This is a genomic window from Methylobacterium sp. Leaf94 (assembly GCF_001426045.1).
In the GTDB taxonomy this organism is placed as follows: Bacteria; Pseudomonadota; Alphaproteobacteria; order Rhizobiales; family Beijerinckiaceae; genus Methylobacterium.
Genome location: NZ_LMRM01000056.1, coordinates 76,246 through 101,835, shown reverse-complemented (window position 1 = coordinate 101,835; position 25,590 = coordinate 76,246). Strand labels below are relative to the sequence as shown.

General features: G+C 69.5%; 35 protein-coding genes, 1 tRNA gene and 1 pseudogene. 12 read left to right on the top strand and 25 right to left on the bottom strand.

Annotated elements, in window-relative coordinates; all coding sequences use genetic code 11:
• Positions 1–32: 32 nt before the first annotated feature.
• Complete coding sequence (locus tag ASG63_RS20430) at positions 33–2,486, top strand: PAS domain-containing protein (protein WP_056220945.1); 2,454 nt, start codon at positions 33–35, stop codon at positions 2,484–2,486.
• A gap of 5 nt (positions 2,487–2,491) precedes the next feature.
• On the opposite strand, the gene ASG63_RS20425 is transcribed toward ASG63_RS20430, so the two are convergent.
• From ASG63_RS20425 to ASG63_RS20410, 4 genes are all read right to left on the bottom strand, one after another.
• Positions 2,492–2,716, bottom strand: a complete 225-nt coding sequence (locus ASG63_RS20425; protein ID WP_056220943.1) for a hypothetical protein — start codon at positions 2,714–2,716, stop codon at positions 2,492–2,494.
• Between the two features lie 41 nt (positions 2,717–2,757).
• Positions 2,758–3,480 (bottom strand): HAD-IA family hydrolase, encoded by a 723-nt coding sequence (locus tag ASG63_RS20420; RefSeq protein WP_244479987.1) that lies wholly within the window; start codon positions 3,478–3,480, stop codon positions 2,758–2,760.
• The gene (locus ASG63_RS20415) at positions 3,477–5,375 is read right to left on the bottom strand and encodes a PAS domain-containing protein (protein WP_056220940.1); all 1,899 of its coding nucleotides are present in this window, start codon (positions 5,373–5,375) and stop codon (positions 3,477–3,479) included. The genes ASG63_RS20420 and ASG63_RS20415 overlap by 4 nt, the downstream gene beginning before the upstream one ends.
• A 178-nt stretch (positions 5,376–5,553) precedes the next feature.
• Entirely contained in the window at positions 5,554–6,645 is a 1,092-nt protein-coding gene (locus ASG63_RS20410) for an alkene reductase (RefSeq protein ID WP_056220937.1), read from the bottom strand.
• 365 nt (positions 6,646–7,010) lie between these two features.
• Here ASG63_RS20410 and ASG63_RS20405 point away from each other — a divergent pair.
• Positions 7,011–7,086 (top strand) — tRNA-Ile (locus ASG63_RS20405).
• 279 nt (positions 7,087–7,365) lie between these two features.
• Positions 7,366–7,629: a hypothetical protein gene (locus ASG63_RS20400; RefSeq protein WP_056220934.1), complete on the top strand. Its 264-nt coding sequence runs from the start codon at positions 7,366–7,368 to the stop codon at positions 7,627–7,629.
• Between the two features lie 5 nt (positions 7,630–7,634).
• On the opposite strand, the gene ASG63_RS20395 is transcribed toward ASG63_RS20400, so the two are convergent.
• The gene (locus ASG63_RS20395) at positions 7,635–8,087 is read right to left on the bottom strand and encodes a hypothetical protein (RefSeq protein ID WP_056220931.1); all 453 of its coding nucleotides are present in this window, start codon (positions 8,085–8,087) and stop codon (positions 7,635–7,637) included.
• A gap of 345 nt (positions 8,088–8,432) precedes the next feature.
• On the opposite strand from ASG63_RS20395, the gene ASG63_RS20390 reads away from it, so the two are divergent.
• Positions 8,433–9,287, top strand: a complete 855-nt coding sequence (locus ASG63_RS20390) for an ArdC family protein (protein ID WP_056220928.1) — start codon at positions 8,433–8,435, stop codon at positions 9,285–9,287.
• 74 nt (positions 9,288–9,361) lie between these two features.
• A complete protein-coding gene (locus ASG63_RS20385) occupies positions 9,362–9,733 on the top strand; it encodes a hypothetical protein (protein ID WP_056220925.1) in 372 nt (123 codons plus the stop codon).
• On the opposite strand, the gene ASG63_RS20380 is transcribed toward ASG63_RS20385, so the two are convergent.
• From ASG63_RS20380 to ASG63_RS20370, 3 genes are read right to left on the bottom strand one after another with little or no spacing between them, the layout of a single operon-like run.
• Positions 9,702–9,953, bottom strand: a complete 252-nt coding sequence (locus ASG63_RS20380) for a hypothetical protein (RefSeq protein ID WP_056220921.1) — start codon at positions 9,951–9,953, stop codon at positions 9,702–9,704. The two genes, ASG63_RS20385 and ASG63_RS20380, sit on opposite strands and share 32 nt — an antisense overlap.
• Positions 9,953–10,249: a hypothetical protein gene (locus ASG63_RS20375; RefSeq protein ID WP_056220918.1), complete on the bottom strand. Its 297-nt coding sequence runs from the start codon at positions 10,247–10,249 to the stop codon at positions 9,953–9,955. The genes ASG63_RS20380 and ASG63_RS20375 overlap by 1 nt, the downstream gene beginning before the upstream one ends.
• A 35-nt stretch (positions 10,250–10,284) precedes the next feature.
• Positions 10,285–10,755: a hypothetical protein gene (locus ASG63_RS20370; RefSeq protein WP_056220914.1), complete on the bottom strand. Its 471-nt coding sequence runs from the start codon at positions 10,753–10,755 to the stop codon at positions 10,285–10,287.
• Positions 10,756–11,461: 706 nt separating this feature from the next.
• Here ASG63_RS20370 and ASG63_RS20360 point away from each other — a divergent pair.
• From ASG63_RS20360 to ASG63_RS20345, 4 genes are all read left to right on the top strand, one after another.
• Positions 11,462–12,298: a hypothetical protein gene (locus ASG63_RS20360; protein ID WP_056220908.1), complete on the top strand. Its 837-nt coding sequence runs from the start codon at positions 11,462–11,464 to the stop codon at positions 12,296–12,298.
• A gap of 213 nt (positions 12,299–12,511) precedes the next feature.
• On the top strand, positions 12,512–12,829 hold the full coding sequence (locus tag ASG63_RS25665) for a hypothetical protein (protein ID WP_156394286.1): 318 nt from the start codon (positions 12,512–12,514) through the stop codon (positions 12,827–12,829).
• Positions 12,826–13,038, top strand: coding sequence for a hypothetical protein (locus ASG63_RS20350; protein ID WP_056220901.1), 213 nt, complete (start codon positions 12,826–12,828; stop codon positions 13,036–13,038). Before ASG63_RS25665 ends, ASG63_RS20350 begins: the two co-directional genes overlap by 4 nt.
• Positions 13,039–13,896: 858 nt before the next feature.
• Positions 13,897–14,094 carry a hypothetical protein gene (locus ASG63_RS20345; RefSeq protein WP_056220898.1) on the top strand — a complete coding sequence of 66 codons (198 nt, stop codon included), beginning with the start codon at positions 13,897–13,899 and terminating at the stop codon, positions 14,092–14,094.
• Here ASG63_RS20345 and ASG63_RS20340 read toward each other — a convergent pair.
• From ASG63_RS20340 to ASG63_RS25655, 4 genes are read right to left on the bottom strand one after another with little or no spacing between them, the layout of a single operon-like run.
• Positions 14,091–14,729 (bottom strand): hypothetical protein, encoded by a 639-nt coding sequence (locus tag ASG63_RS20340; RefSeq protein ID WP_156394285.1) that lies wholly within the window; start codon positions 14,727–14,729, stop codon positions 14,091–14,093. The genes ASG63_RS20345 and ASG63_RS20340 overlap by 4 nt on opposite strands.
• A gap of 2 nt (positions 14,730–14,731) precedes the next feature.
• Positions 14,732–15,103: a hypothetical protein gene (locus ASG63_RS20335; protein WP_056220892.1), complete on the bottom strand. Its 372-nt coding sequence runs from the start codon at positions 15,101–15,103 to the stop codon at positions 14,732–14,734.
• Positions 15,087–15,293 carry a hypothetical protein gene (locus ASG63_RS25660; RefSeq protein WP_056220888.1) on the bottom strand — a complete coding sequence of 69 codons (207 nt, stop codon included), beginning with the start codon at positions 15,291–15,293 and terminating at the stop codon, positions 15,087–15,089. The genes ASG63_RS20335 and ASG63_RS25660 overlap by 17 nt, the downstream gene beginning before the upstream one ends.
• Positions 15,293–15,751 (bottom strand): hypothetical protein, encoded by a 459-nt coding sequence (locus tag ASG63_RS25655; RefSeq protein ID WP_056220885.1) that lies wholly within the window; start codon positions 15,749–15,751, stop codon positions 15,293–15,295. Before ASG63_RS25655 ends, ASG63_RS25660 begins: the two co-directional genes overlap by 1 nt.
• Before the next feature lie 188 nt (positions 15,752–15,939).
• Between ASG63_RS25655 and ASG63_RS20320 the strand changes: the two genes are divergently transcribed.
• On the top strand, positions 15,940–16,452 hold the full coding sequence (locus tag ASG63_RS20320; protein ID WP_056220881.1) for a hypothetical protein: 513 nt from the start codon (positions 15,940–15,942) through the stop codon (positions 16,450–16,452).
• Positions 16,449–16,904 (top strand): hypothetical protein, encoded by a 456-nt coding sequence (locus ASG63_RS20315; RefSeq protein ID WP_056220879.1) that lies wholly within the window; start codon positions 16,449–16,451, stop codon positions 16,902–16,904. The genes ASG63_RS20320 and ASG63_RS20315 overlap by 4 nt, the downstream gene beginning before the upstream one ends.
• On the opposite strand, the gene ASG63_RS25650 is transcribed toward ASG63_RS20315, so the two are convergent.
• The 13 genes and pseudogenes from ASG63_RS25650 to ASG63_RS20265 all read right to left on the bottom strand — a co-directional run bounded on the left by ASG63_RS25650 (position 16,887) and on the right by ASG63_RS20265 (position 23,163).
• Complete coding sequence (locus tag ASG63_RS25650) at positions 16,887–17,042, bottom strand: hypothetical protein (protein ID WP_162248659.1); 156 nt, start codon at positions 17,040–17,042, stop codon at positions 16,887–16,889. The two genes, ASG63_RS20315 and ASG63_RS25650, sit on opposite strands and share 18 nt — an antisense overlap.
• Positions 17,029–17,199 carry a hypothetical protein gene (locus ASG63_RS26080; RefSeq protein WP_200957571.1) on the bottom strand — a complete coding sequence of 57 codons (171 nt, stop codon included), beginning with the start codon at positions 17,197–17,199 and terminating at the stop codon, positions 17,029–17,031. The genes ASG63_RS25650 and ASG63_RS26080 overlap by 14 nt, the downstream gene beginning before the upstream one ends.
• 82 nt (positions 17,200–17,281) lie before the next feature.
• Positions 17,282–17,503: a hypothetical protein gene (locus ASG63_RS20310; RefSeq protein WP_056220874.1), complete on the bottom strand. Its 222-nt coding sequence runs from the start codon at positions 17,501–17,503 to the stop codon at positions 17,282–17,284.
• Positions 17,500–17,817 carry a hypothetical protein gene (locus ASG63_RS20305; protein WP_056220869.1) on the bottom strand — a complete coding sequence of 106 codons (318 nt, stop codon included), beginning with the start codon at positions 17,815–17,817 and terminating at the stop codon, positions 17,500–17,502. The genes ASG63_RS20310 and ASG63_RS20305 overlap by 4 nt, the downstream gene beginning before the upstream one ends.
• A complete protein-coding gene (locus ASG63_RS20300) occupies positions 17,814–18,338 on the bottom strand; it encodes a hypothetical protein (RefSeq protein ID WP_056220866.1) in 525 nt (174 codons plus the stop codon). The genes ASG63_RS20305 and ASG63_RS20300 overlap by 4 nt, the downstream gene beginning before the upstream one ends.
• A gap of 2 nt (positions 18,339–18,340) precedes the next feature.
• A complete protein-coding gene (locus ASG63_RS20295) occupies positions 18,341–18,574 on the bottom strand; it encodes a hypothetical protein (protein ID WP_056220863.1) in 234 nt (77 codons plus the stop codon).
• Complete coding sequence (locus ASG63_RS20290) at positions 18,574–19,350, bottom strand: hypothetical protein (RefSeq protein ID WP_056220860.1); 777 nt, start codon at positions 19,348–19,350, stop codon at positions 18,574–18,576. Before ASG63_RS20290 ends, ASG63_RS20295 begins: the two co-directional genes overlap by 1 nt.
• Positions 19,351–19,620: pseudogene (locus ASG63_RS26895) on the bottom strand (glycosyl hydrolase 108 family protein); the annotation flags it as partial. It lies immediately after the preceding gene.
• A gap of 2 nt (positions 19,621–19,622) precedes the next feature.
• A complete protein-coding gene (locus ASG63_RS20285) occupies positions 19,623–19,964 on the bottom strand; it encodes a hypothetical protein (RefSeq protein WP_056220857.1) in 342 nt (113 codons plus the stop codon).
• A complete protein-coding gene (locus tag ASG63_RS20280; protein ID WP_056220855.1) occupies positions 19,961–20,413 on the bottom strand; it encodes a hypothetical protein in 453 nt (150 codons plus the stop codon). Before ASG63_RS20280 ends, ASG63_RS20285 begins: the two co-directional genes overlap by 4 nt.
• On the bottom strand, positions 20,410–20,682 hold the full coding sequence (locus ASG63_RS20275; RefSeq protein WP_056220853.1) for a hypothetical protein: 273 nt from the start codon (positions 20,680–20,682) through the stop codon (positions 20,410–20,412). Before ASG63_RS20275 ends, ASG63_RS20280 begins: the two co-directional genes overlap by 4 nt.
• The gene (locus tag ASG63_RS20270) at positions 20,679–20,885 is read right to left on the bottom strand and encodes a hypothetical protein (RefSeq protein ID WP_056220848.1); all 207 of its coding nucleotides are present in this window, start codon (positions 20,883–20,885) and stop codon (positions 20,679–20,681) included. Before ASG63_RS20270 ends, ASG63_RS20275 begins: the two co-directional genes overlap by 4 nt.
• 289 nt (positions 20,886–21,174) lie before the next feature.
• Positions 21,175–23,163, bottom strand: a complete 1,989-nt coding sequence (locus ASG63_RS20265; protein ID WP_056220844.1) for a hypothetical protein — start codon at positions 23,161–23,163, stop codon at positions 21,175–21,177.
• A gap of 428 nt (positions 23,164–23,591) precedes the next feature.
• Between ASG63_RS20265 and ASG63_RS20260 the strand changes: the two genes are divergently transcribed.
• Positions 23,592–24,173 carry a hypothetical protein gene (locus ASG63_RS20260; protein WP_200957570.1) on the top strand — a complete coding sequence of 194 codons (582 nt, stop codon included), beginning with the start codon at positions 23,592–23,594 and terminating at the stop codon, positions 24,171–24,173.
• Positions 24,174–25,590 lie beyond the last annotated feature (1,417 nt).

Sequence of the window (25,590 nt, the reverse complement as noted above, 5' to 3'; positions counted from 1 at the left end):
GGCTCGACGCCAGGCGGGCAGAGGACCCGAGGATGCCGTTTCGCGAAGCCTTTCTCGTCGAGGGTGGCGAGACCGGCGCGCTCCTGCGCAGCCATGACTGGTCGGCGACCTCGCTCGGCATGCCGGGCGGCTGGCCCCAGGCCCTGAAGACGCTCGTCGGCGTGATGCTCGGCTCGCAGCAGCCGATGCTGATCGTCTGGGGGCCGGACTACATCACCCTCTACAACGACGGCTACGCCGCCATGTGCGGCGCCCGCCATCCGGCCGCCCTCGGCGGCTCGTTCCGCGACCTCTGGCACGACATCTGGGATCAGGTGGAGCCGATCCTGGCCCGCGCCTATGCGGGCGAGGCGACGCACATGGACGGCATCGCCTTCATCATGCACCGCAACGGTTATCCGGAGGAGACCTACTTCTCCTTCGGCTACACGCCGGTGCGCGACGAGGCCGGGCAGGTCGTCGGCATGTTCTGCGCGTGCGCCGAGACGACGGGCCGGGTGCAGGCCGAACGGCGGGCGAGCGCCGAGCGCGAGCGCCTCGAGCAGCTGTTCGCCCAGGCTCCGAGCTTCATGGCCGTCCTGCGCGGGCGCGAACACCGCTTCGAACTCGCCAACCCGGCCTACCGGCGCCTCGTCGGTGACCGGCCGCTTCTGGGTCGGACCGTCGCCGAGGCTCTTCCGGACGCCGTAAACCAGGGCTATCTCGACCTTCTCGACACGGTCTATCGCTCCGGCGATGCCTTCACGGCGACGGCCTCGAAGCTCACCCTGCAGGGCGTGGCGGACGGGGCGGAGGTCGAGCTCTATCTCGACTTCGTCTACCAGCCGATCTTCGACGATGACGGCGCCGTTACCGGCGTCTTCGTCGAGGGCGTCGACGTCACCGACCGGGCGCTTGCCGAGATCGCCCTGCGCCGGAACGAGGCGGAATTGCGCTTCCTCAACGCCGATCTGGAGCGCCAGGTCATCCTGCGCTCCAACGAGCGCGGACTGACTTGGCTGGTCAGCCCGGACCTGCTCGGCGTGCTGCACCCGGACGGCTACTTCGAGCGCCTGAACCCGGCCTGGGAGGTCGTGCTCGGCTGGTCCGAATCCGAGATCGCCGGCCGGTCCGTGCTCGACCTGATCCATCCGGACGACGTGGAGCGCACCGCCGAGGTCGTCGGAGCCCTGGCGGGCGGCACGCCCGTCTTCCGTTTCGAGAATCGCTATCGCACCCGCGACGGCGGCTATCGCTGGCTGTCCTGGACGGCGGTGCCGGAGGGCGGGCGCTCCTACTGCAGCGGCCGCGACATCACCGAGGAGAAGGCGCGGGAGGCCGCCCTCGCCCAGGCCCAGGAGGCCCTGCGTCAGGCGCAGAAGATGGAGGCCGTCGGTCAGCTCACCGGCGGCGTCGCCCACGATTTCAACAACCTTCTGACCGTCATCAAGTCCTCCACCGACCTCCTGAAGCGGCCGGGCCTCGCCGAGGATCGCCGCCGCCGCTACGTCGATGCGATCTCCGACACCGTTGCGCGGGCCGCCAAGCTCACGGGCCAGCTCCTCGCCTTCGCACGGCGCCAGGCCTTGAAGCCCGAAACCTTCAACGTGGGCGCGGGCGTCGCCGCGATCAGCGAGATGGTCGGCACCCTGACGGGGGCCCGCATCGCCATCGTGGTCGAGGTGCCGGAGACGCCCTGCTACGTGCATGCCGATCCGAGCCAGTTCGACACCGCGCTGGTGAACATGGCGGTCAATGCGCGCGACGCCATGGAGGGCGAGGGCCGCCTGACGATCCGCGTCGGCGCCGTCTCGGGGATCCCGCCCCTCGACATCCGCGGGGACGCCTTCGTGGCCGTATCGCTGACCGATACCGGCTCCGGCATCGCCGCGGGGGACCTGCACCGGATCTTCGAGCCGTTCTACACCACCAAGGGCGTCGGTCAGGGGACCGGCCTCGGCCTCAGCCAGGTGTTCGGTTTCGCCAAGCAGTCGGGGGGCGAGGTTCTCGTCGAGAGTGAGCCGGGGCGCGGCTCGACCTTCACCCTCTATCTGCCGCGCGTGTCCGGCCTATCCGAAACCGCCAGGCCGCTCGAGGAGGCCGAGCCGCTGACGGAGGGGCACGGCACCTGCGTCCTCGTCGTCGAGGACAACCCGGAGGTCGGCCGCTTCGCGACCCAGACCCTGGCCGAACTCGGCTATCACACGGTCTGGGCGACCTCCGCCGCCGATGCCCTGCGGCAGCTCGAGAAGATTCCCTTCCGCTTCGAGGTGGTGTTCTCCGACATCGTCATGCCGGGCATGAATGGGATCGAGCTCGCCAAGGAGATCGTCCGGCGGCGGCCCGACCTGCCGGTGGTACTGGCCAGCGGGTACAGCCATGTCCTGGCCGAGGAGGGGGCCCACGGGTTCGAACTGCTGCACAAGCCCTATTCGGTGGAGCAGCTCTCACGGGTCCTGCGGAAGGCGGTGGCCGGCAGTCGTCGCGGACGGCGCGATCGACTCTGACCGCTTCAGCGGCTTCCCGGCTCGCTGGAATCGAGCTGCGCGATCAGGCTCGCGAACAGGTCGGAGACCTCGGATTCGGGCTGAGGGGCATAGGTCGCCTGCAGGCCGCCGGCGAGGCAGGCGACCAGGAAATGCGATCGCGCCCCGCGGGCGCGGGACCGGCGGACCCCCGGCTCCCGATCCGAAGAGACGGCCGGTCCGATCGGCTGCGATCGCTGCGTCTTGTCCATGCACAAGCTTTCCAAGTGTAGCGTCGCTCCGAACGCCTCACCTAACGGATGTTAACGTGGCGTGCGGAGGGAGCAATAGGCAATCCGGCCGGCCGGAGCGCTGTGCACTTTCCGATCCCCTGTGGCGGGGTCGACACGACGGTCCGGCCGATCGCTGCGGGGTCGGCGAAGAGGTGCTCCGGCGTTCGCGCCGCAAGTGCGTCGGCGCGGGTATAGCCCCAGGTCACGGCCCCGAAGGCACAGCCCGCTTCGGTCGCGGCCTGATGGTCGCGGATCTCGTCGCCGACGTAGAGCGCCGCGGACGGGGCGAGGCTGGCGTCACGGATCAGGGCACGCAGGCGCCGGGCCTTGCCGAACAGCGATGCACCGCAGGTGTAGTGAGTGAAGTGCCGGGCCGCCGGTCCCAGCGCCCGCCGGATCGTCGCCTCCCGATTCGAGCTCGCGATGCCGAGGCGCAGGCCCGCTCCGTCGAGGTCGGCGAGCAGGTCCGGCACGCCGGGAAACAGCCGGATCCCCCCAATATCCCGGGCCGCGAGCCGGTGCATGTGCCGGGTGATCAGCGGTAGCTTCCAGGCCGGAATCCCGAGATGCCGGACGATGCCCCGCGCATCCATGCCCCGGAGCGTCTCGGTCTCGTGCTCTGCGATGCGGGCGAAGCCGTAGCGGTCGGCCACGCCGTTGATGACACCAGCGAACCAGGGAAAGCTGTCGGCCAGGGTCCCGTCGAAATCGAAGACGACGAGGCGATACGGAGGGAGACTCACGATTTGAGGTGATCCACCGGGATGACGAGGCGCATCACGAGACCGCTCGGGGCCCAGTCCTGCTCCAGCGTACCGTCCAGCTGCCCGACGACGCTGCGCTGCGCCAGGACCGTGCCGAAGCCCTGCCGGGTCGGCGGACCGGTCACCGTGGGGCCGCCGCTCTCCGCCCAGGTCAGAATGTAGGATGGGCCGTCACGCCGGCCGGTGAGGCGGACGCCGCCGGTCTCGGTCGAAAGGCCGCCATACTTCATCGCGTTGGTGGCCTGCTCGTGCATGATCAGCGCCAGCGCCGTGGCGGCGCGCTCGCCTACGGCCACGTCGTCCCCGTCGACGACGATCCGCGCGCGCCCGTCCTGCACGTAGGCCGCCATGATCAGGCGCATCAGGCCGAACAGGGTCTGGCCCTTCACCGCGGGGGCGCTCGCCGGGGAGTGCGGGCGCACGTATTCGTGGGCCTGCGCCAGGGCGCCGAGGCGCTCCCGGAAGGCCGAGACGAAGGGACGGGCGGCCGGATCGGTCCGGGCCGACAGGCCGGCGATGCCGCCGACCACGGCGAAGATGTTCTTGATCCGGTGCGACAGTTCCTTGATCAGGAGGTCCTGAGCCTCCTCCGCCCGCTTGCGCTCGCGCAGGTCGCGGGTGACGGTGGCGTAACCAACGAACCGACCCTCGTCGTCCCGCACCGGGAAGATGTTGTAGAGGACCGCGATCCCCTCCCCCGTCCCGAAGTGCCGGAAGGCGAGCTCGCCCTCCCACCAGCCCTGCCGCTCGACGGCGGGCAGGACCGTTCCGGTGACGAGCGCCTGACTCTCGGGCATGAAATAGTCGAGGAGCTGCGTGCCGGCCACCGCGGTGACGTCGGGGAGTCCGACGAGGCGGCGTCCGGCCTCGTTGATGTGCTGGACGAACCCCTCCCGGTCGGCCATGCCGATGAAGTCCTGTGACTGCTCGACGATGGCGGCGAGTTTCAGCGCCTCGGCCTCCGCCCGCTTCAGGTCCTCGATATCGGTGCAGGTGCCGAACCAGCGCTCGATCCGCCCCTCGGCATCGAAGAGCGGCATCGCCCGCCCCAGGGTCCAGCGATAGGCCCCGGAATGGTGGCGCAGGCGGTACTCGACCTCGTAGGGGTCGCCGGTGGCCAGGCTGTGGCGCCAGCGCGACCAGGCCCGGTCCTGGTCGTCGGGATGGAACATGCCGTTCCAGGCCTCGCCGTCCGTCGAGCCCGGCGGGACGCCGGTGAACGCGTACCAGCGGTCGTTGTAGAAGTCGTGATAGCCGTCGGGCCGGGTGGTCCAGACCATCTGCGGCATCGCGCCGGTCATCACCCGGAACCGACGCTCGCTCGCCTCCAACTCCGCCTCGCGCGCATCGACTTCGCGGCGGGTCCGGGTCAGCTCGATCAGCGTCGCGGCCTGCCGGGCCAGCGCCTCCAGCATCTCGGCCTGCACCGGGGTGATGCCCTCGGGACGCGCGATGCCGTCGAGGACGCAGAGAGTGCCGAGGGGATAGCCCGAGCGCGAGCGAATGACCGCACCGGCGTAGAAACGGAGCTGCCGCTCCCCCGTGACGAGGGGGTTGTCGCGGGTGCGCGGATCGAGGGTGAGGTCCGGGATGACGAGGAGTGCCTCGGCCTTGAGGGCGTGCGCACAGATCGACATCCGCCGTGGTGTCTCGGGCAGCTCGAACCCGACGCGTCCCTTGAACCATTGCCGGTCCGCTTCCACGAGGCTGACCAGTGCGATCGGCGCATTGCAGAGCAGGGCCGCGATGCGGGTCAAGTCGTCGTAGACGGCTTCCCGGCCGGTCGCGGCGAGATCCAGGCTGGCGAGCTCCGCCAGCCGATCGGACTCGGTCCATCCGGTCGGCGCGACTGAGCAGGCATCGGTCGATGGCAAAAGCGGCTATCCTCGTCGGTCGCAACACATAGGATGTCTCCCGTCCGAGCGATAGCGCTAACGGTCTTCGATGTTGATCGAGGTGAATCCGCGATGGTCCGGGTCTCACGACAGTCGAGGAGTCGTCGATTGTATAGAACTATACAGTAGACGGCTCCTATCGGCTCGCGTTGGCGGCTCAGGCCGCCTTGGCGGCACCCTGGGTCGGATAGTCGACGTAGCCTTCCGGACCCTGGCTGTACCAGGTCTTCATTTCGTCGTTGTTCAGCGGGGCGCTCGTGAACAACCGTTCTGGCAGGTCGGGGTTGGCGATGAAGGGCCGCCCGAAGGCGATGGCGTCGGCTTGGCTCTCGTTGAGTGCCGCCTGCGCCCGCGGGCCGTCGTAATCCGAGTTCAGGATCAGGGGGCCGTCGAAGGCCGCCCGCATCGCCGGGGCGATCGGGGGATGATTGGACGTTCCGAACGTGCCGTTCGGGCCCGGCTCCCGCAACTCGAGGAAGGCGATCCCGATCTTCGAGAGGGCCGCCGCCGCAGCGCCGAACAGGGCCTCGGGGTTCGAATCATCCACGCCCTGGATCGCGCCGTTGGGCGAGAGGCGCACGCCGGTGCGGTCCCGGCCGACGGCCTCGGCCACGGTGCGCGTCACCTCCGTGAGCAGGCGCAGACGGTTCTCGATGGAACCGCCGTAGGCGTCGGTGCGGAGGTTCGTGCCGTCGCGCAGAAACTGGTCGATCAGGTAGCCGTTCGCCGCATGGATTTGCACGCCGTCGAACCCGGCCGTCATGGCGTTGCGCGCGGCGCGGTCATAGTCGGCCAGCAGGCGCGGAATTTCGTCGACGGACAGCGCCCGCGCCTCGGCGTAGGGCTTCTTGCCCGCGTAGGTGTGCGCGGCGTCCGGGGCCGTTGTCGCCGAGGCCGAGATCGGCTTCTGGCCGCCGAGGAAGTCCGGATGTACGATGCGGCCCATGTGCCAGAGCTGGCAGACGATCTTACCGCCGGCGTCGTGCACGGCCTTCACCACCGGCTTCCAGGCCTCGACCTGTTCATCAGACCAGATGCCCGGCGCGAAGGGCCAGCCCAGCCCTTCCTGCGAGATGCCGGTCGCCTCCGTGAGGATCAGGCCGGCGCTGGCCCGCTGGCGATAATACTCCACCATGATCGGCGTCGGCACGTGCTCGCGCGAGGCGCGGCCGCGGGTCAGCGGCGCCATGAAGACGCGGTTCTTGGCGTCGATCGCGCCGATGCGGATCGGGTCGGACAGGGAAGGCATGGAGGAAGCTCACGTTGTTTCAAGGACGAACGGACGGCGCGCGGATTTCGCCGCGCCCGTCGATGTCCTCATGTGGTCGTCGCGCCGGGCACCGCCAGACGTCGGCGTCCACTGACGCACCCCGCCCGTGCGGGCGCGCACGCGCCGTTCGATCTCAATCGACTCGCGCGGCTTCTAAGGAGCGAAGGGGCGGCTCACCCGCCTACGACGGTGCGCCGACAGAGCGATCGGTGAGATCCGGTCGGGACGCGAGCCTCCGCATGGCCGCTCCCAAGCCGGCCTCGGTTCACGGTCGCGCCTCGAAATCCGGGGTGACGCGCGTCTCCCACTCGGGTATCGCTCCTTCCATCGCTGCGGAAGCGAGAGGGCCTGTAGCTCAATGGTTAGAGCCGACCGCTCATAACGGTCTGGTTGCAGGTTCGAGTCCTGCCGGGCCCACCACTTTTCCCCTCTGTAGTCTCGCTTCTCGCGGCCCGCCCCGAAACTAGGGGTACAGTTATGGGTACAGATTGAAGTGTTTCGGCCCCACTCGGACGGTGTCCGGCGGGGTGGTCGGCGATGCGGGATCTCGGTTCGGGACCGGGCCTTCGGGCATCACGGGTCCATGGTGCCACCGGCCCCGTGTCCCGTTCCAGGCCACGCCGGGGGGAGTCATCAAGTCACTTGATGGCGTCGCTTCGCCGCCGACGGCATCATGCCGGGGACCCTGGGAGACCCCGCATGACCACCACCATCGAGCCCTTCGACGACGTCGTAATCCGCGACGTGCTGATCACCGGCACCGTTGAGGTTACTACCGACGACGAGGGTCGACGCACCGCGGGCGAGATCGAGCGAGGCCTCTGCCTCGATGTTTGGGACCCGCGGTTCCCGACGCCCTGCGACAGCTTCATGCGCAGCGACGCGGCGATCCGTGTGGTGCTGGAGGCCAGGTGGGCGCGCGCCGAGGGCGTCGTCCCATTCCGCCGGAGGGCGGCCGCCTGAGCCGATTAGGTTGCACCCCGTTTCGGGCGGGCCTCGTCCTCCAGCATCATCGCGATCACGACCGGGCAATCCGGCCCCATCGGAGCGGCGCCGTCACGTCCGATGTCTCGGACGCGTATCAGCAGCGTGCCCGTTCGTGGGCCGCTCAGCGAGCCGATCTTCGCCAGCCACCCCAGCAGGGAGTCCCGCTTTATCCGTGCCTTGAGCACGCCGTGGAGCCACTCGTGCGGCAGTTCCGGGATGACCATGGTGGCGCGGTAGAGCCGGTCGAGCTTGGCCTGCGTCTTGTCGCGCAGGGCGGTCGCCTCCGTCAGGGCCGCCACCCCCTTCGCCGGGCGTGCGTCGGCCTCGATGCCGGCGAGGACAGCCTCGATCTCCTCCACGAGTTCGACCTGAGGCTTCAGGGTCGCCTCCAGCCTGAGGATCGCGTTGGCGGTTCGCACGTGGTCCGGTGTCATGCGTATGCCCTCCCTCGTGGGAGGGACCGTGCCGGATCGCGGTTACGCTCCCCTTTCCGCATCGGGAGTTATCCATCGTGGGTTGGTCTTGGGGGCGAGGTTACGGCCCGCCTCTCCGTCCCGGATCTAGGACTCGTCGCCACCGGCCTGAACGGGACGGGCCAGGCCCTCCCACGGCGCGCTCCGTTCGGCCTCTCGAATTGGGGTCATACGACAGCCGTGGCTATTCCCCTCAACCCCTGTCGGGGTCCTCCACTCCGTTCCGGCGCTGCGCGTGCGGGTCGCCCTCGACCGTCTCCAGGCCCTCCCATCGAGGCCGCATCGGGCGGCCAGCAGGAGAGCACCATGGCCCAGGACATCCACCAGATCGTCACCGACAAGATCGTAGCGACCATGGAAGCCGGCGCGGCCGGACAGTGGACCTGCCCCTGGCACCGGACCGGCGGAAGCCTCCCCCGCAACGCCCTGACCGGGAAGGCCTATCGCGGGATCAACACCTTGAGCCTCTGGGTCGGCGCGCAGGCCGCCGGATATTCGGACGACCGCTGGGCCACCTACAAGCAGTGGGGCGAGCTCGGGGCCCAGGTGAAGCGAGGCGAGCGCAGCACCATCATCGTCTTCTTCAAGGAGCTCGACGCCGAGGACGAGGACGGCCGGAAGCGGATCGTGGCCCGGGCCAGCTACGGGTTCAACGCCGCGCAGGTGGAGGGCGCGCCTGAGGCCGGAGAGCCCTTCCCGGCGAGCGAGTGGAACCTGCCCGAGGTGTTCGACGGGTTCGTCGAGCGCACCGGCGCACGGGTGATCCATGGCGGGGACGCCGCCTTCTACCAGCCCTCCGAGGACCGGATCGTCATGCCGCCCCGGGACCGGTTCCCGACCGCCCAGGGCTACGCTTCGACGATGGCGCACGAGCTCACGCACTGGTCTGGGGCCAAGGGACGCCTCGACCGGGATCTCACCGGCCGGTTCAAGACGCAGGCCTACGCCGCCGAGGAGCTCGTCGCCGAACTGGGATCAGCCTTCCTGATGGCTGAGCTCGGGCTGGAGGCCGAGCCGCACCCGACCCACGCCTCCTACCTGGCAAGCTGGCTCAAACTCCTCCGGAGCGACCCCAAGGCGATCTTCACCGCGGCATCCGCGGCCTCCCGGGCGGCGGGGTTCCTGACCGCCCTCCAGGCCGAGATGGCGGAGGCGGCCTAGCCGTCCCCCGAAATCCGCGGGGTGCCCGATTCGCACCCCGCGAGGACCTGCTACCGATCAGATCGGAGACCGCCATGCGCAGCGCCATCATCCTCATCCTCCTCGCGACGCCGGCCGCGGCCGCGCCCGAGTACCCCGTCCAACACACGACCGCCGAATATCTGGCGGCCTACGGGAAGGCCCAGGCCTATTCCCGGGCGCACTCGCCGCTGAAGGCCCAGCCCACCTGCAGGGAGGCCATCGGGCGGCGCGCCTCGATGGTGGTGGAGCAGCGATGCCGGGACGTCGCCGCGGGGACGCGGACGAACTGCACGGTGCGCGACTGGTGCGTGGCCATGCTCGACAACCTGTCGAGGCACTGCGCGTTCTGGCGGAGCGACGTCCCGTGCGTCTACGAGGAGGACGGCGGGGCGATCAAGAATCCGGCGACGGCGCCGCGTCCGTGATGGCGGACGCAGCCTTGGCGTTCATGCGCAATCGCATCGCGTCGGCCCGCCTCGCGACACCCTCGATGTCCGCCATCATGGACGTGACGGCTGCCCGGGCCCGGGCATCCTCCGCCAGGTCGAGGGCGGCCGCCAGGTTCCGACGGGCCGCCCGGATCTGCGACGCGGCCTTACCCAAGGCTCCAGCCTGCATCGAGGCATCCTCGCCGCGGCGTCTCATCAGAGCTCCATCACCTTCAGAGCGGCCGCGTCGATCAGGGCGCGCTCGTCGGACACCCAGCAGGAGGCGACACGGATCATCTCGACGGCCATCGCAACGACCTCATCCACCGTCATGTCATGCTTGGCGCAGGCGCCCGCCGTACTCACTTGAGACCCGCTGCCATGCGGCCAGACGGCGATGTGGCGGACGTCGGTCTCGTCAGCCGACTTAAGCATGAGGCGGAACTCGTTCGACATCTCGTTGAGGCAGATCTCGATCCCATCGCGTATGTGGACGATGTACTGACTGCTCATGTCAGCGCCCTCGTCATGGCCGAGGGCGACGCCGATCAGGCGAGGTGATCCCTCCAGCCCTGATCGTGAACCTGCGCCGGGGACACTTCAGGATAGCGATCCCGCATCATCTCGGCGACGGTGCGAACCGGTGGTGGCGGCCCGTAACCGTGTCCGACGACGTCTTCCACCGCGCGTCGGAGCGCCATCCTGGTGGTGGGATTAGTCCAGACATCGACCACCCGGAGGTAGGCCTCCCGGCATCCGGCCAGGGCGACGGCCGCCTTGATCGTCTCCCAGCGAGCGTCCTCGTCGGCTCGCGAGAAGAGATCGTCCCAAGCACCAGACCCATGCAGGTAGAGGGACGGCGTGAGGGATGCCTCCCGCAGGTCGGCCTTGCTCCGGCTACGTTCCACCATGGCTAGCAGCCCGATACCCTCGGCGTGCGCGAGCAGGTCATCGGCGGCCTTCTCGACGGCCGCGCGGGCGGCGACCATCTTGGCGACCGCTTCGTCGTTCGTCGTCATCGGGCTGACCTCCCTCGGATCGCGGCGGCGAGGGCCGCTGAGGTGTCCCAGTCGGTGACGTCCCTGAGGTCGCCCGTGTTCATGCAGGTGCACCGGTCGCAGTCGCAGGGCCGCGGTCCCTTGGGCTCGACCAGGACGGCGCAGGCCTCGCGCTCGGCCGCGACCGCCGCGGCGATGGGGTCGACGGGACGAGGCCGTATCGCCTGCAGGTTACGCACCGCATTGAGCGCCTTCACCGCGCACGGCCGGCAGACCCTCACCCGCTTCGCCCCGAACGCATGGCCCGCACATTCGCGACAGGGGCCCATGTAGCCGCCGGGGCTCCATCCATGAGGCGCGATGTCAGCATCGGAGTGGCCGTCGTCTTGGACCTCCTGAGGAGGCTCCCCCCAGCGCCATGTGGTCATGCGAATCCGTCCTCCTCTTGAAAGAGGAGATCGTCCGCCTCGGGCATGCGAGCCACCAGCCCCGCAGGCCTTCCGTGCATCGGAAATCTAGGATTTCACGATCCCGGTCAGGGCGTTGGCCTCGCCCCGAGAGGATGTCAGCACCTGTGCGCACGACGTCGTGCGCACGCTCCGGGAGACCCAAGCTTGGCTGTGTCAATCTGACTCATCTCGGGGTGTCGATTTCGGGGGTCGCGTCCAGGCAGCGGGGAAGCCCGAGTGCTTCAATCCAATGGCGGCACAACGAAATCCCAGCCGCCATGGAGGTCGACACCGTGTTCGAGAACCTGCTCCTCGCCATCCTCGCGTTCCTCGGCTTCTCGCCGGCGACGTCCCAGACCGTCCGCGTCGGCCCCGGCCCGACGGGGCGCCGTCATGCGATCCACCCGACGCCCGCCGTTGTCAGCGCGCCCTCGACGGGACCCGGTCCCGGCGGGCGTCGTCACGCCATCCACCGCGTTGCGCAGCCCGTTGTGCATGCCGTTGCGCAGCCCAAGCCAGCCGCGGCGCTGCGCAACAGGCCGACCCTGCGCGAGGCGCAGGAGCGCGCATACGCCCTCGGCCTGAGGACGACGGAAACTGTCAGGGCGATCCCGGCCGGTTTGGCGGTCCGGTACTTCCAGGCGCAGGCCGGGTGCGCCCCGTCCCAGGACGGACTGGGACGCGTGACGCGCCGGGATGCGGAGATGTCGCTCGGGCGGGACCTCGTCGCATACGTCGAGCTCTGCCTCTCGTCCGGGACGAAGCTCCTCGGCATCAGCCCGGACACCGAGACGGAGGGCGATGCCCTCTACAGGCTCCACCTGCGGAGGGCGATGGAGGACGATGTCGAGCTCTGGGAGACGGCGGCGCGGGCTCGGGACCGCCAGCGCGCCGACGCCCAGGCGGCCGGCCTCCCCCAGCCGGAGCCATTCCGCATCCCCGATGCCGTTGAGATCATCATCGCGAGACGGGCCGTCGCCGCCGCGGCCGCCCTCAAGCGCCGGGCCGAGAGTGCCGGGGGCTCCACCGGGAAGGCAGGGGGCACCGTCGTCAGCCTCCCGACGGCCGAGGCCCCGAATACCGACGTCCCGACCGTCCCCGCTGGTCCGAAGTAAGGGGAGCGTTACGCCATGGTCTCGAACGACGTTGCGCACGACGCGTTGCGCACTCAAACGGAAACAGACTTTAAGCCAGCCATGGGTGCGCAACGCACCCACGAGCCCGCCCCGGCGGTCTCTGCTGACCAGGGGCTTCGCCCCGTGGACCCCCTGAAAAAGCCTCCGGCGAAGAGGCCGATTCCTACAGTGCGGACGGCTCTAGGGCAGGTTTTGGGTATCCGCCTGACGCCCGACCTCCGCGCCCGCGTCGCCGAGGCGGCCATCGCGGCGGGGGCGTCCGACAGCGCCTGGCTCCGGCAAGTCGCCCTGGAGGCGCTGGGCGTCGAGAGCCCCGTGGATTCCGCCTCGGGCCGGCGGGTGCGCGTGGCCCCCGAGGATCAGGCGGCCCTCGCCGCGTGCGTCCGCGATCTCGGCGAGGCCACGCTAGCGATCCAGTCGAGCCGTTCGGGGGAAGCCGTCGAGGCGCTGGATCGGATGCGGCGGGTCATCATCCCAATCGTGTTGGGCTTCGAGAGGAGACCGTCATGACGTCGCGCGTTCGCATCCGGGCGGCGGCGACGGATACCTCACGGCTCGTCATCATCGAGGCCCATGGGACCGTCGACATCGGCGATCTCATCGCCACCGCGGGCAGCCTACTCGGCCCGCGTCCAGAGGCGGGCCAGACGCGGGTTGTGGACCTCACATACGAGAAGCCCGCGTCTCCCCCTAAACTCGTCAAACGGAGGCGCACGTGATCAGCGGCGCCATGAGGGGCCAGGGCGGCGACGCCCTCGCCCGCCACTTGCTCAAGGACGAGAACGACTCGGTCCACGTGATCGCCCCGCGTGGCCTCGGCAGCCCCGATCTCCTCAACCAGGTACGCGAGCTCGTCGCGATGTCGCTCGGGGGCGGGACGGACGCAACCTGCTACCACGTGCATGTCGACCCCGAGATCGAGATCTCGGACAACGCCGGTGCCCGGGCCCGGTGGTGGTCCTTGTTCGAGGCGGAGTTCCGGTTGCGTACGCAGCCCTATTGCGGGGCCGAGCATGTCAAACATTCGAGGCGCCACGAGCATCGGGTCTACAGCCTCGTGCGTCCGAACGGATCGGTCATCGACATCAGTTGGGATTTCGCTCGGCGCGAGAAGGTCTCCCGAATCTGCGAGTTCGAATTCGGCCTTGCGCCGGTGCCCTCCAAGCACGGACGCGCCATCGCCAAGGCGTTGCGCGAGGAAGGGCGCGCCGACGTAGCTGCGTGGCTGGAGGCCTCCGGGACGCTCGACGCCGAACGGCCGGTGGCGGCCCTCTCGCCGCAGGAACGCCTCGTCCAGGAACGGACGGGCGTGTCCCTCGCCTCCGTCCGGGCGGCCGCCCTCACCGCATGGCACGCGTCCGAGGATGGCGAAGCCCTCCGGGCCGCGCTGCGCGAACGCGGCCTCCGGCTTCATGCCGGGCGGTCCGGGCCCATCGTCGTCGACGCATCCGGAACGGCCCACCTCCTCACGCGCGTCATCGGGGCCGCGTCCAAGGCGACCGACGGCAAGCGCATCCCGGCGGCGGACGTCCGGGCGCGCCTCGAAGGACACCCCCTCACTCAGGCAGGAGACACAGATGGATCAGGCGATCATGGAGCGCCTCGCGGCGCAGGACCGGATGCTGCAGGCGATCCTGTCGGCGCTGGCGCCGGCGGAGGAGGAAACGGGGCCGGGGCTGGGGGATCTGATCGAGGCCCTGCAGGCCCTGACGACGGCGGTCGAGATGCAGGGCGAGGAGATCCGCGGCCTGCGCTCGCTCGTCTCCGCGGCCTAGGTGTCGTCGACGGGCGTGCCCTTGCGCGACGACTTCGCGCGCTCGACGCGCGCCGCCTTGCGGAGCTCGACATGGCGCGCCAACGCCTGGGCAACGGCGTCGCCGTCGCGGACATGTGGGGCGTCGGCCGGCTTTGAGGCCTCGACCTTGGTCGGGGGCGCTCCCCCGACCGCATCGATAGCATTCCGGATGCGGGCGATCTGGCGCTCGGCGGCGGCCTTGAGCCTCGTAAAGACATCGGGCGTCGGACGTCCCTCCCAGTTCGCCCAGCGGCGGATCTGGCGCTCGTGCTCGTGAACGTCGCGTCCGACGCGCCCCATCCAGTACTTCCCGTAGAGGGCCTGCCCGAGCGCGGCGATCTGCAGGATCAGGGCCGGCCTGACCATGGGCACCGGCCGCGGGAGGAATTTCCCGTTCGCGTCCCGAGGCGCCGCCCGCACGGCGTGGTAGGAGTAAAACAGGCCGTCCTCGACATCGTCGACGCTGTCGGGCTGCACCTCGGCGACGGCCTCCATGGCAGCCGTCGCCGAATGGGCGGCGATGGCCTCCTCGATGTCGGTCTGCCGGTATACCGGCTCGGGCTCGCGGGCCGGGGCAGCGCGCGGGACGGGCGGGATGGGTCTTGGCGGGCGCACGCTCACATCCCCATCGAGGGGACGGGGGCGTCGTCCGGCTCGGGCTCCGGGGCCGGATCGGGCTCGGACGAGGCGACGAGGCGCGAGGTGAGGCGCGCTTTGAGGAAATGGGCCTCGGTGCTGAGCCGCTTCCCCTCGTCGAGGATCGCGACGATGCGGTCCTGCGTGATCTGCAGCAGGGCGCTCTCGACCCACTCCGGATACGGCCTCGTACCGGCGATCCAGTGGCTGATCTGGGGTCCGCCGATGGCGCGTCCCGTGACGCGCGACATGTCCGCCGCCAGAGGAGCGATCCACCGGCCGCCGTGGATGAGCGTGCCGAGGCGCTGGACGAGCTCGCGGCGGAAATCCTGGTCCCTAGTTGCGGCGGTCATCGGGGCTCCCCTTGGCGTTCGCGAGGCCGGCCTGCAGGCGGGCACGGCGCAGCTGGACCATGGCGCGCTCCCGGTTGAGGAGCGCCTCGTGATCGGTGGAACAGGTCTCGGCGAGGACCGCCCAGAGGGCGTCCTCATGGGGCTGCCGGGAAGACGGGGCGGGGCGGGGGCGGCGCGAGACGAACGGCATCAGCGGGTGCCTTCGAGGACGCCGGTGTAACCGTCCTTGACCGGGGCGGGGGCGGGGACGGTGAACGGGGCATTGAGGCGCGCCATGAACCCCTGCACCGCCTGCTGCCTCTCCACGACGCGGCGCAGGATGGCCTCGTCGACGTGGAACCCCTCGCAAGCCTGGAGGCACTCGTCGAGCGTCTTCTCCCCGGTCTCCAGCCACTCGATCCGGATCGTCTCCGCCAGGAGGACCTGGGCGGCGTGGTCGTGCATGCGGGCCTCCTCGTGCGCGATCCTCGCGGCCCGGTGGCGGGCCTCGTAGTCGGCAAGGCCGGGGTGGGCGGCGGCTAGGTCCTCGTGGGTCTCGACGACAGCGTCGCCGGTCGCCAGCAGGACGCTGTAGGCGGCGATCAGCGGCTTGTTGAAGACATTGCGAGTGTCACCGTCGATGGTGACGCTGGGGACGCGGTAGGACATGGTGGCGGGCCTGGGCTCGGTGGACACTGTTACAGTGTGCTCACGAATTCCATAGTTTGCAATAGTTGGTACGTGATTTAGTGACCATGCCCCGAGGATTTGTGGTGGGTCCGCCGCCGTGTCCGGTTCGCGTTCAGCCAGGCCGACGTAGGATGCGCATGTATTAGTACGCTCGCGAGGAGGGGGTCATGTTCGAGGGGCGGGGGATGGATTTCGAAGGCATGGGGGTGGCGGCCGGCTACGCCCATGACGTCAGGATGCTGCAGGCCCAGGCGACCGGGACGATCAACGCGGCCAACAGGGAGATCTGCATCGGGAATGCAGCGCTCGTCGGCCGCATCGCGATGGTCGAGGCCCTCACCGCCGCTCTGCGGGAGGCCTCCCCGGGACATCCGCTCATCTCCCCGACGGGGCGCTACTACCGAAAAGGCGGTGCCGAGACTGGCATCTGGCGGATCTACGACGACGCGCAGTCCGCCCGAGCCCGGCGCGACGGCGTCCCGCAGACCGAGCTCGCCCTGACCAGGGAGGAGCATGCGGCCCGGGCGGAGGCGGCGGTCCTCGCGACGCCCCTCGACGAGAGGGGTTGGTTCTCTTCGCGCTGGTACTGGAGAGGCGTTCAACACCGGACCCGGGCCGGCGCCGAGCGCGCCCGGGCAGCCGAGGCGGCCGCGCTTAGGGCGGAGGTCCTGGCATCATGAGGCGGGTCATCATCCTCGCGGCCGCGCTGGCGGTTGCACCGGCATCGGCGCAGACCGGTCCCGGATCGGCGCCGCCCCCGTACTCGACGGGCGATCAGTGGCCGACGTCGGGGGACCGCTGGTCCTACGCCGTGCAGACTCCCGCGGGACCGGGGCGGACGCGCTACGCCTACGTGGATGCCGTCCCCGACGGCCGCGCCGGCTGGACGGTGACCGTGACCTGCGGCGAGCACATCGCCACGACGGGAAAGGAGACGTCGCGCATCGTGGCGGCGGGGACCGCCGGCCGGGGGCGGATGCCGGCAATCGGCGGTGCGGCCGCATTCCCGGACGGCGCTCGGCTCTCGTTCCTGATCGGGCAGGAACCCGGGGACGCGAGCCTCGACCTGGCGTCCCAATTCACGGACTCGCGCTGCGCCTCCGGCGTGGGGCAGCTATCGCCCGGCGACTGACGACCGAGCGGCCATGGCGGCCTCGAACGCCGGCTTCCCGGACATCACGCTGTTGGCGGCCCGCAACGCGTCGCCGGCGAACAGGGCGGCCTCCTCGGTGGGCGTCAGGGCCCGGCGGCAGGGATCAGCCTCGGACACGGTCGGCCTCCTCGGCATCGAGGGCGGCGATGGCACGGTCGAGCGCCTCCTCCAGGCGGGCGGGCAGCGGCCGGTCAGGCGGAAGCTCCAGGAACCAGCGCCGGCGCGCCACGAGCTCGCGGGCAGCCTCGACGACGGCGCGGGCGGCCGGGCTCATGCCGCTCTCCACGGCGGCCGGCGGGGCGGGTCGGCCAGGCACAGCCCGATCAGCATGCCGACGACGAAGGCGATGGTGACGCTCACGGGGCGGAGACCATCTGGCGCATCCACGGCCCGTCGGGGACGTCCTGTATCTCGACGGAGAGGACCTCGGGCGGCCGCCCCGGGACATCGACCGTCCGGAGACGGAAGGTGCGCCCGGTCGGCACGGGCTCGCCGAGTGTTCCGTCGGCGTCGAGGATGAGGCGGGTCGTCTCCGCGCTCAGGGTCTCGCGGACGGTGGCGGGGGTCTCAGACATCATCGCGCGCTCCCCTTGGACCGGCGCTCGGCCGACGCCAGCAGGGCGTCGACGGTGGCCAGCTTCCGGCGGCAGTCCTGCCCGGCGGCGAGGGCGTCGACGTAGGCCGGGGCGACGTCGCCCTGGGTCGCGTCCTCGCCGAGGATCTCGGGCTCGTTCCGGCAGTGACGGAACCGGGTCGGGACCTTGGGGATCAGGACCTCCACCCGGCGGACGATGACCGGCGCCGGCGCGGCGAGATCCGGCTTGGCATCCGGACAGGCGCCGAGCGGGACGCAGGCGGCCGCGACGAAGGCGGCTGAGAGGAGTCGCCTCACCGGTGCGAGCCCTTGCGGAGCGCCCGGACGGCGTCGCGCAGGCTTCCGGGGATCGGGGCGTCCTCGGACGGAACCGCCCGTCCCGTCAGGGCATCGTGGACCGCGTCCGGGATCGTGGACGCGCCCTCCGCGTGCCCGCAGCGTGTCTCGGCCGCATGGAGCGCCGCGGTGTAGCGGTCGGCGTCGGCATGGGCCTGTGCGCCCTCGGCGTTCGTCGTCACGGCCAGGTCGGTCAATTGCTGCGCGAGGCCCTCGGCCGTCGAGGCGCTTTCCTCGGCCGCGGCGGCGGCCTGCGCCACCTGCGCCTTCAGCGTGCCGACCTCCAGCGTCAGGGCAGAGACCTTGGCGCGGCCGGATGCGGCCCCGCGGTCGTAGACGTGCTCGTAGGCGACGGCACCGGAGACGGCGACCGCCAGCGCGAGGACGACCCACAGGACCAGTTCGATGATCCCGGCCTTGGCGTGCTCGACGAGTCCGCCGAGGCCGGGGACGAGGGCGACGAGGGAAAGGATGGGCAGCATGATCAGTGACCCTCGCCGGGCGACAGCTTGACGTTTCGGAACGCCTTCTCGACGGCGGCGGCGCCGTCGGTGGAGAAGCGGGTCATCAAGACGGAAGGGGCATCCACCGTCAGGGACGTGAGCTTCCGGCACGGGCAGGCCGCCCGGGCGACGAGGACCGCCTTGACGGACTCGACGAGGGCGCACCACCCGAGGAGGGCGCAGACGGCGACGACGCAGATCGCGGGGCCCAACATCAGGCGGCCTGCCCGACGGTCGCGGGGACCGGGCCCTCGTCGCCGGCCACGAGGACCGGATCGGCATCGGGCAGGGCCTGCTCGTGGATGGCCACGATGCGCGCATCGTCCGAGATCGCGGACGGGATCACGGTCCCGGGCGGGAGCTCGAAGGCCGAACCGGGGACGGTGTCCGAGATCCCGGCGGCGTTGTCGTTGCCCGCCTCGGGCGCCGTGGGCGTGGGCGCGGACGCCTCGGAGCCCTTGGCAAGCTGGACCGCCTTGTACAGGCCGGCCAGCACGCCGATGACCGTCAGGGCCGCGAACACGTACCGGAACACTGGGGCGATGTCGGAGAGGGACTGGAAGGTCCCGGCGTAGGTCGACGCCTGGTCGCCGATGACGCCGACCGCGGCAAGGGCGGTCGCCTTATCGGCACCGGTGCGGGAGGCGGCGACCTGCACGGGCGCGCCGCGGACGGTGGGGGCCGGGTCCGGCAGGTCGGCCTCGGCGTGGTCGTACGTCCCGGCGGCCAGCGCCAGGGAGGCGGCCTGAACCTCGGCGACGCGGCGCCCCCAACCCTTCCCGAACGACGGCCAGCCCTCCAGCTTCTTCAGGTACTGGAGCCGCATCGTGCAGAGGTCGCGGATGACGGCGGCCACCACGGCGGGCGTCAGCGCGGCGATGGCGGCCAGGGTCTTGGTCCCGATCACGCCGTCGATGTCGCCGGCGTACAGCTTCCGCCCCTTGAGAACGGTCTGGAGGTACTTGTTGGCCCGGCCGACGCCGGAGTTCACGCCGAAGTCGACGACCGCGTAGTCGAGGCCGCCCGGCAGGTCGTCGCCGTGGACGCGGGCCCAATACTCAGCCTTGTAGATGGCGACCGCCTCGGCCTCGGGCAGCGCCCGGACGTCGGCCTTGGTGACGGGGTGGCCGCGCCATGCCGACAGGGTGGCCTGGGTGATGCCTCAGTTGGTCGGGCCGCCCGGGTCCTTCGGGTTGTTCACGTAGCCGGCCTCGTGGGCCAGGATGCGGGTGATCGAGGTCGTGGCGTTGGTGGCGGACACGGTCAGGACCTCGTGCGGGTGCGGCGATGAATGGGAGCCGGGGCGGGCGGCGGGTTTCCGTCGCCGTCGTCGGGCCGGAACGAACGGCGCAGGATCTCGCCGTGGTCGTGGAGCGCCCGGGTAAGGTCGGTGCCGGTCCTGATGAGCGAGAAGCCCATGTCCCGGTCGACGGGATCGAAGGCGAAGCGCGGGAGGCCGGGGACCGTGTCGGCCGGACGTCGCGCCTCCTTGATGCGGGAGACGACGTACGTGGCGCCCGCCAGGGTGCCGCCGACCGCGATGGTCCCGATGGCCTTCAGCGCGTCGGCCGGGAGGTTGATGATCGCGTCGAGCCACTCGGTCACGGGGCGGCCCTCGAAATGATCTTGGCTCTGGCGTCGTTGCGGCCTTGGTCCCAGATGGCCCGGAGCGCGCAGTAGGCGTCGACGATGGCGAGGACCCCGTAGGCCCCGACGCCGGTGTTCCAGCCGGGGTACCCGTCACGGGACAGGAGGAAGGCCAGGCCGCTCCAGACGCAGGCGCCGACGGCGGCGGTGATGAAGCGCAGGCTTGGCGAGTGCCTCTTCGATCCGTTGACCCAGAGGCCGATCATGCGGATCAGCGCCACGCCGAGGAGGGCGGCGCCCCACGTGCCCTCGGGGGCGATGGCGGACCAGGCGTCGAACGTCGGGCGGCTGAACGTGGCGCCCGGCAGCAGCAGGGCGACCGCGACGCCAAAGAGAACCAAGGCGCCGACCCACTCGGCCTCGCGCCGCTGGTGGTGCCCCTGGAAGGGCAAGCCGTACCTGTTCATCGACCGCTCCCCTTGCCGGAAGCCCGGGGCGCCTCGGCCTCGGCCACAGACTCGGTTTCGGGCTCGGAAGGCGCCTCGACCTCGGGGGCGGGCTCGGGCGCCGCGGCCAGGGCAGGCACCAGGTCGGCGTGGCGGACGATGCCGGTCTTGCCGCACCGGCCGCAGTGGACCTCGGACCAAGTCATCCCCGGGGCGAGGAGCGGGCGGATGCCGGCCCGGCACGCATCGGCGTCGGCGCATTCATCGAAGGAGAAGGCAGTGGCGGTCACGGGAGGTACTCCGCGTCGAGGCACGTCCGCTGGCGGCGCTGGACGGGCGCGGTGGGTCCGGAGGGCTCCGGGTCGACGCGCAGCTTCTTCGCCAGGACGGTCACGACGGCGCCATCGACGGTCACCCCAAGGGCCCGCTCGGCGTACCGGCGGACGGCGTGGTCGGTGACGCGGGCCCGGACGGAGTGGGGGTTGGCGCGCATGGCGTCACGCGGCCCAGACGCGGAGGCTACGGGGCAGGCGGATGAGCAGGTGGCGGTAGTTCAACGACACGGTGACGGTCCCTGGGGTGGCAGGGAGAGGGTCAGGGAGCGGGACCAATTCGGATAGGTCACCCGCGCCATGTCATTGGCCCGATGGTCCCGGATCGAGGGAACCAATGGAACCAAACGACGAAGCCCGCCCAACCTGACGGTTGAACGGGCTTCCCTGGATGTGCTGCATCTAGGACCTGTCGGCGAAGGCGATTATACCCCCGTTATCCCTTCCCGTTCAAGCGGATACGGCGTCGGCGGAGCAGGTTCCGGCAGCCAGGAGACGGGCGATGAAGGCCGGCAGCGGAGGCCGGAGTGACGAGGCGGACGGGACGGATCGAAGCCCAGGGAAGGTCGCCACGGCACCCCCGGTGCGAGGCCCGCTATCCGTGTTCATCGCGGCACCGGACGCCATTCTCGGGCTTCCCTGGGGATCGAGGGTCGGGGACAGGACCGAGATGGCGGCGGGACGGGCCGGAATGGCGTCTCCGGGGGTGTCGGCGGCAGGCGTTTCGCCTGAGGGGGGCAAAGCCCCCGGCACAGCCACTATAGAAGTGGTCGAACCGTGAGGAGAGGAGATGGACCCGTCCTTCGAGGTCTCGCAAGCGATTTCGACGGCGGCCTCGGTCACGGTCTCGGTCGGAACCTCGGCTCCGGCCTCGGCCATGGCCCGGCGCAGACTGGTCTCGCCACGGCGCCCGGCGAATGCCGCCACGATCTCGCGCATCGCCTTGCCGGCCGCCTTCATGGCGAGGGCCTCGCGACCGTTGGCGAGTCTGGCGGACACCGTCACGACGAGGGGCGTGGCACCGGCCTCGGCCCGGCGATCCGCGGACCGCTGCCTCTCCGACCGCACCACGCCACCCGGCAGCAGGGCTCCGGCGCCGGCGCCGCGCAGGGTTTCCTCGGAGACGTCGTTCAGGCCGAGCAGGCTCAGCATCCGCGCCTTGCTGTAGACGTACATGACCGGCCGCTCGACGCCGTCATGGTCTCGGGTCTCCCCGGTCTCATGGCGCCGCAGAACCCGCTCCAGGGCGCCGAGGCTGGTCCGGAGCTCGGCCTCGGGCAGGCCCGCGGGACCGGCCAGACGCTCCGCCCACGAGGCGGCGGTCCCGCCCTCGGACTGCGCGAGGGCGCAGGCGCTCAGGAACGCCCACAGGTCCCGCTTCCCGACCTCTGGGGTGCCGCCCCACATCACCCGCACGGCATCGAGGGCCTGCACGACGGACGGCCAGTAACCGCCGGAAATCCGGCGGACAGGCGCCTGATCCTCGACGACCCTGATGCCGGCGGCCTCGGCCTCGGCGCGACGGGCCTGGCGACCGGCCTCGCGGATCTCGTACTCCGCTTGGCGCTCGGCCTTGAGGCAGACCATCTGGTCGCGGGTGAAAGGGAGGAAGGACGACGCGAGATCCTCGAAATCGTGACGCTCGACGTCCGTCCAACTCGCCGGCCACACAAGTCTGGCGACCTGGCCGCTCTTACCGTTGTAGCTGCCGGCCAGTCGCAGGACGCGGGCGGTGTCGATGGCGCCGCGGTCGATGCCGGTACCCCGCCAGACCGTCGCCATGACCTCCTCGTGGGCGACGACCTTAGGGTCCTGCCGACGGGTACCGCTGGAGGTCCTCACGGTCCTGGACGGCTTGCCTTCCTTCGGCCCGACCAACCAGCGCTGCACGGCGCGATGCCGTCCGGTGACCCCCGGCGTCGCCTGCAGAGGTTGATGAAGCCAAACACAATGCAGGCCGCGTCCGCTGAAGACGATGTAGCTCGGCAGAGGCTTCCCGGCATCCCTTAGGCGCTGGATCAGGATGCCGGCCATCTCCTCGGGGCTGCGCCCGCGAAACTCGGCCTTGTCGTGGCAGTCGACGTCCGCGATCAGGTCTTGAAGCTGCACAAGGGACGTTGAGCCCCGGGCGCCGTAGAAGCGCTGCATCGAGATGTGGGTCGCCCAAAGCAGGGCGTCCGAGGTGGCGAGTTCGCTGACGCTGACGACCTTGGTCTCCCAACGATGCCCGCCGTCGCTGCCCTGGGTAACTCGCATCAGCGAGACCTTACCCTTCACGCCGGGCAGGTCGGGGTGGAGCACGCGGGCATGGGCGCCGCGCGGGCTAGCGTTGACGCGAGTCTGGTACTCCGCGCGCATGGCCACGATCTCGGCCTCCGGACGCAGCATCGGTGCGAACGGGTCGAGGCGAGCAGGGGCGATGGCGGGGAAGTGGAACAAGCGCGACGGTCCAATGGCGGCATCGGGGCAGCACGACCCGAAGCGACTAGAGGATTGTCCCACCCGACCTCGAAATCCGCCAGAGACGGGCCTTGCCGCCGGCCGGACGCGAACCGTCGCATAGGCGTCGGAGGGTTGGCGAAAGGGGTTGAGCCGAGCAACCACAGCGCCCATCAGGCGCAAGGGATTGCCGTTCGTCCTCGCCGAAGGTGAAAACCTATCTGAGGCCCAGCCCCAAGCCCTCCCCCGCCCCTCAGGAGGCCGCCGGACGGGTCGTTCGATAAAAAGAACGTGCGCAAATTACAGGCAGTCCAGTTTTGGCTGCCTACCTGCTAAGCAATGAGGCTGTGAGCCTCCGAAATGGCTATCTAGACCTTCATGGCGCGTAGCCTAGATCGCGCCACGCCCGTCCCGGCATCGTCGCGCGCATGGCCTACCCGTTCAAAGTCCGCATCGCGTCCGACGTCGGCCCCCTCATCGAGGACTGGCGCGACCCCTTTGTCTCGACCGTCGGCATCGCCAAGTACCGGCGCGCTGCCGGCTGGGCCATGGACGAGACCGCCAAGGCCGCCGTCGTCGGCATCCGCAAGCAGTTCCACAAGACGCTCAAGCGGAACACGCCGTGGACGCAGAGCGCGATCAAGTACACGAGGTCGGGCGTCGTCGGCCTGAACCAGATCGAACGCAACGACGCCGGCGACGGAGTCTGGGCGTCCGTCGAGGTGATGCCGAAGCAGAGCACCTACCTGAAATATTTGTTCGGGGTCGGCGACAACACCCGCCTGCCCGGCGACGTCGGCTTGGCTCAGGACAGGATCCTGATCCCCTGGTGGGAAAACATCAAACTGACGCAGGGCGTCACCCCGACCCAGTACGGCGGCGTGCCCACCGGGTTCCTCGCACGCCTCGCCCGCGAGGTGCAGGGCACCAAAGCGCCGAAGCGCTCCGGCACGCAGAGCCGCTGCAGCATCTACAGTCCAGGAGCAGGCAGAGCGCAACCACGTCGATAACGCCTTTGTCGCCGACGCCGCGATGAACTCGTTTGAGACCGGCGTCGAGGCCTAGATTGGAGGCGGCGGGATCAGTGCGGCCAGCCCCGTCAGGACCGCGCTGGCGGCGGCTGCCAACGCCGCCCATCGGTTCCATTTCGTCTGTTCTTTCAGGGTGTCGTGAAGGTCGATCCGGTTCCCGCTCGCGTCCTTGGAGATGAGGTAGCCCCCCGGCATAGCTCCTACTCCGCTAGTCTCTGGGGGGGCGGGTACGCTCACGACCGTCGATTTGTACCAGCAGGCGGCGGCAACGAAGGCCGTCACGGCCACCAGCCAAGGCAAGGTTCCACCGACCGTCATACGCATCCCCAGGCTTCCAACCACTTCACCATAGGTCCCCGCAGGCGCGTGGCCTAGATTGGGACACGCACCGATAGGCAGCCTCTTTAAGTCACCGGAGAAGCTCTTTTGCCCCAAGCCACTGCCATTACGAGCACGAGCAGGACACCCGCAGCCGCTGCCGTCGTGGACGTCCGGTGCGCGCGCGGGTACAGGGCCGCATCGATCTCGCAGGGCGACGGCGGCATTCCCTCTTTGGACGCCGAGATCCTGAGCTTTGAGTTAGTACTGGCGTCGAACCCCCCTGCCGGTCATACCGGTGTTCGCCCGAGACCTACGACTACGTCGAGGTCGAGGAGGTGCTCAACATGTCCGGGATCGCGGACGTCGGCTTGCTGTTCGGCGCCCCAATCATAAACATGCATTCCAGCTACAGCAGCTGGAACGTCATCCGCGTGATCAAAGCTGCCCGAGTGGAGGGACATAATTAGTCTCCCAGGCCTATCTATTTGACCGCAAGGATTTATCCAATATTATCGACAAAGTAGCCGAATTTGATTCCGCGAGCATCCGGGAGTTGCTGCGGAAAATATCAATACCGGTCGTGAGATGCTTCTCCGGCGTCGGTACGGTCGGCACCCATTCTAGTATCGCCAATTCGGCAGCCTACTGGCGATCGGGAGGCGCACATTCTCTCACCGGCGCGACCGGATTAGCCCGCGCTTCTTTGCGATGATATCGATTGTTAATATGGTGACGATATCAGAAGGCAGGAGCGAAGAGGATAAAAGCATGCCACTCAACATTGGAAGCAACGGTTGGGACATTGACGTTGAAGCAGCATTTGATGCGGTTCTTGAAGCGGCAGAGCACATGGTAAAGACCCAACAGATACCTGGCGTCATGTCAACATGGGCATCAGGGGAAGCTCTCGTATAATCCTTTAAAGGGTGCGACATCGTCGATAATCTATGCCAAGACCAACGGGACGAGCTCGCTGATTGTATTGAGGGTTATTATGAAAGAAAAAAAGAAGACGGTACGGTTTTCTAAAACCTGATCAATGAGCTGCATTTGATAGGTCAACTTGGCAATCGAT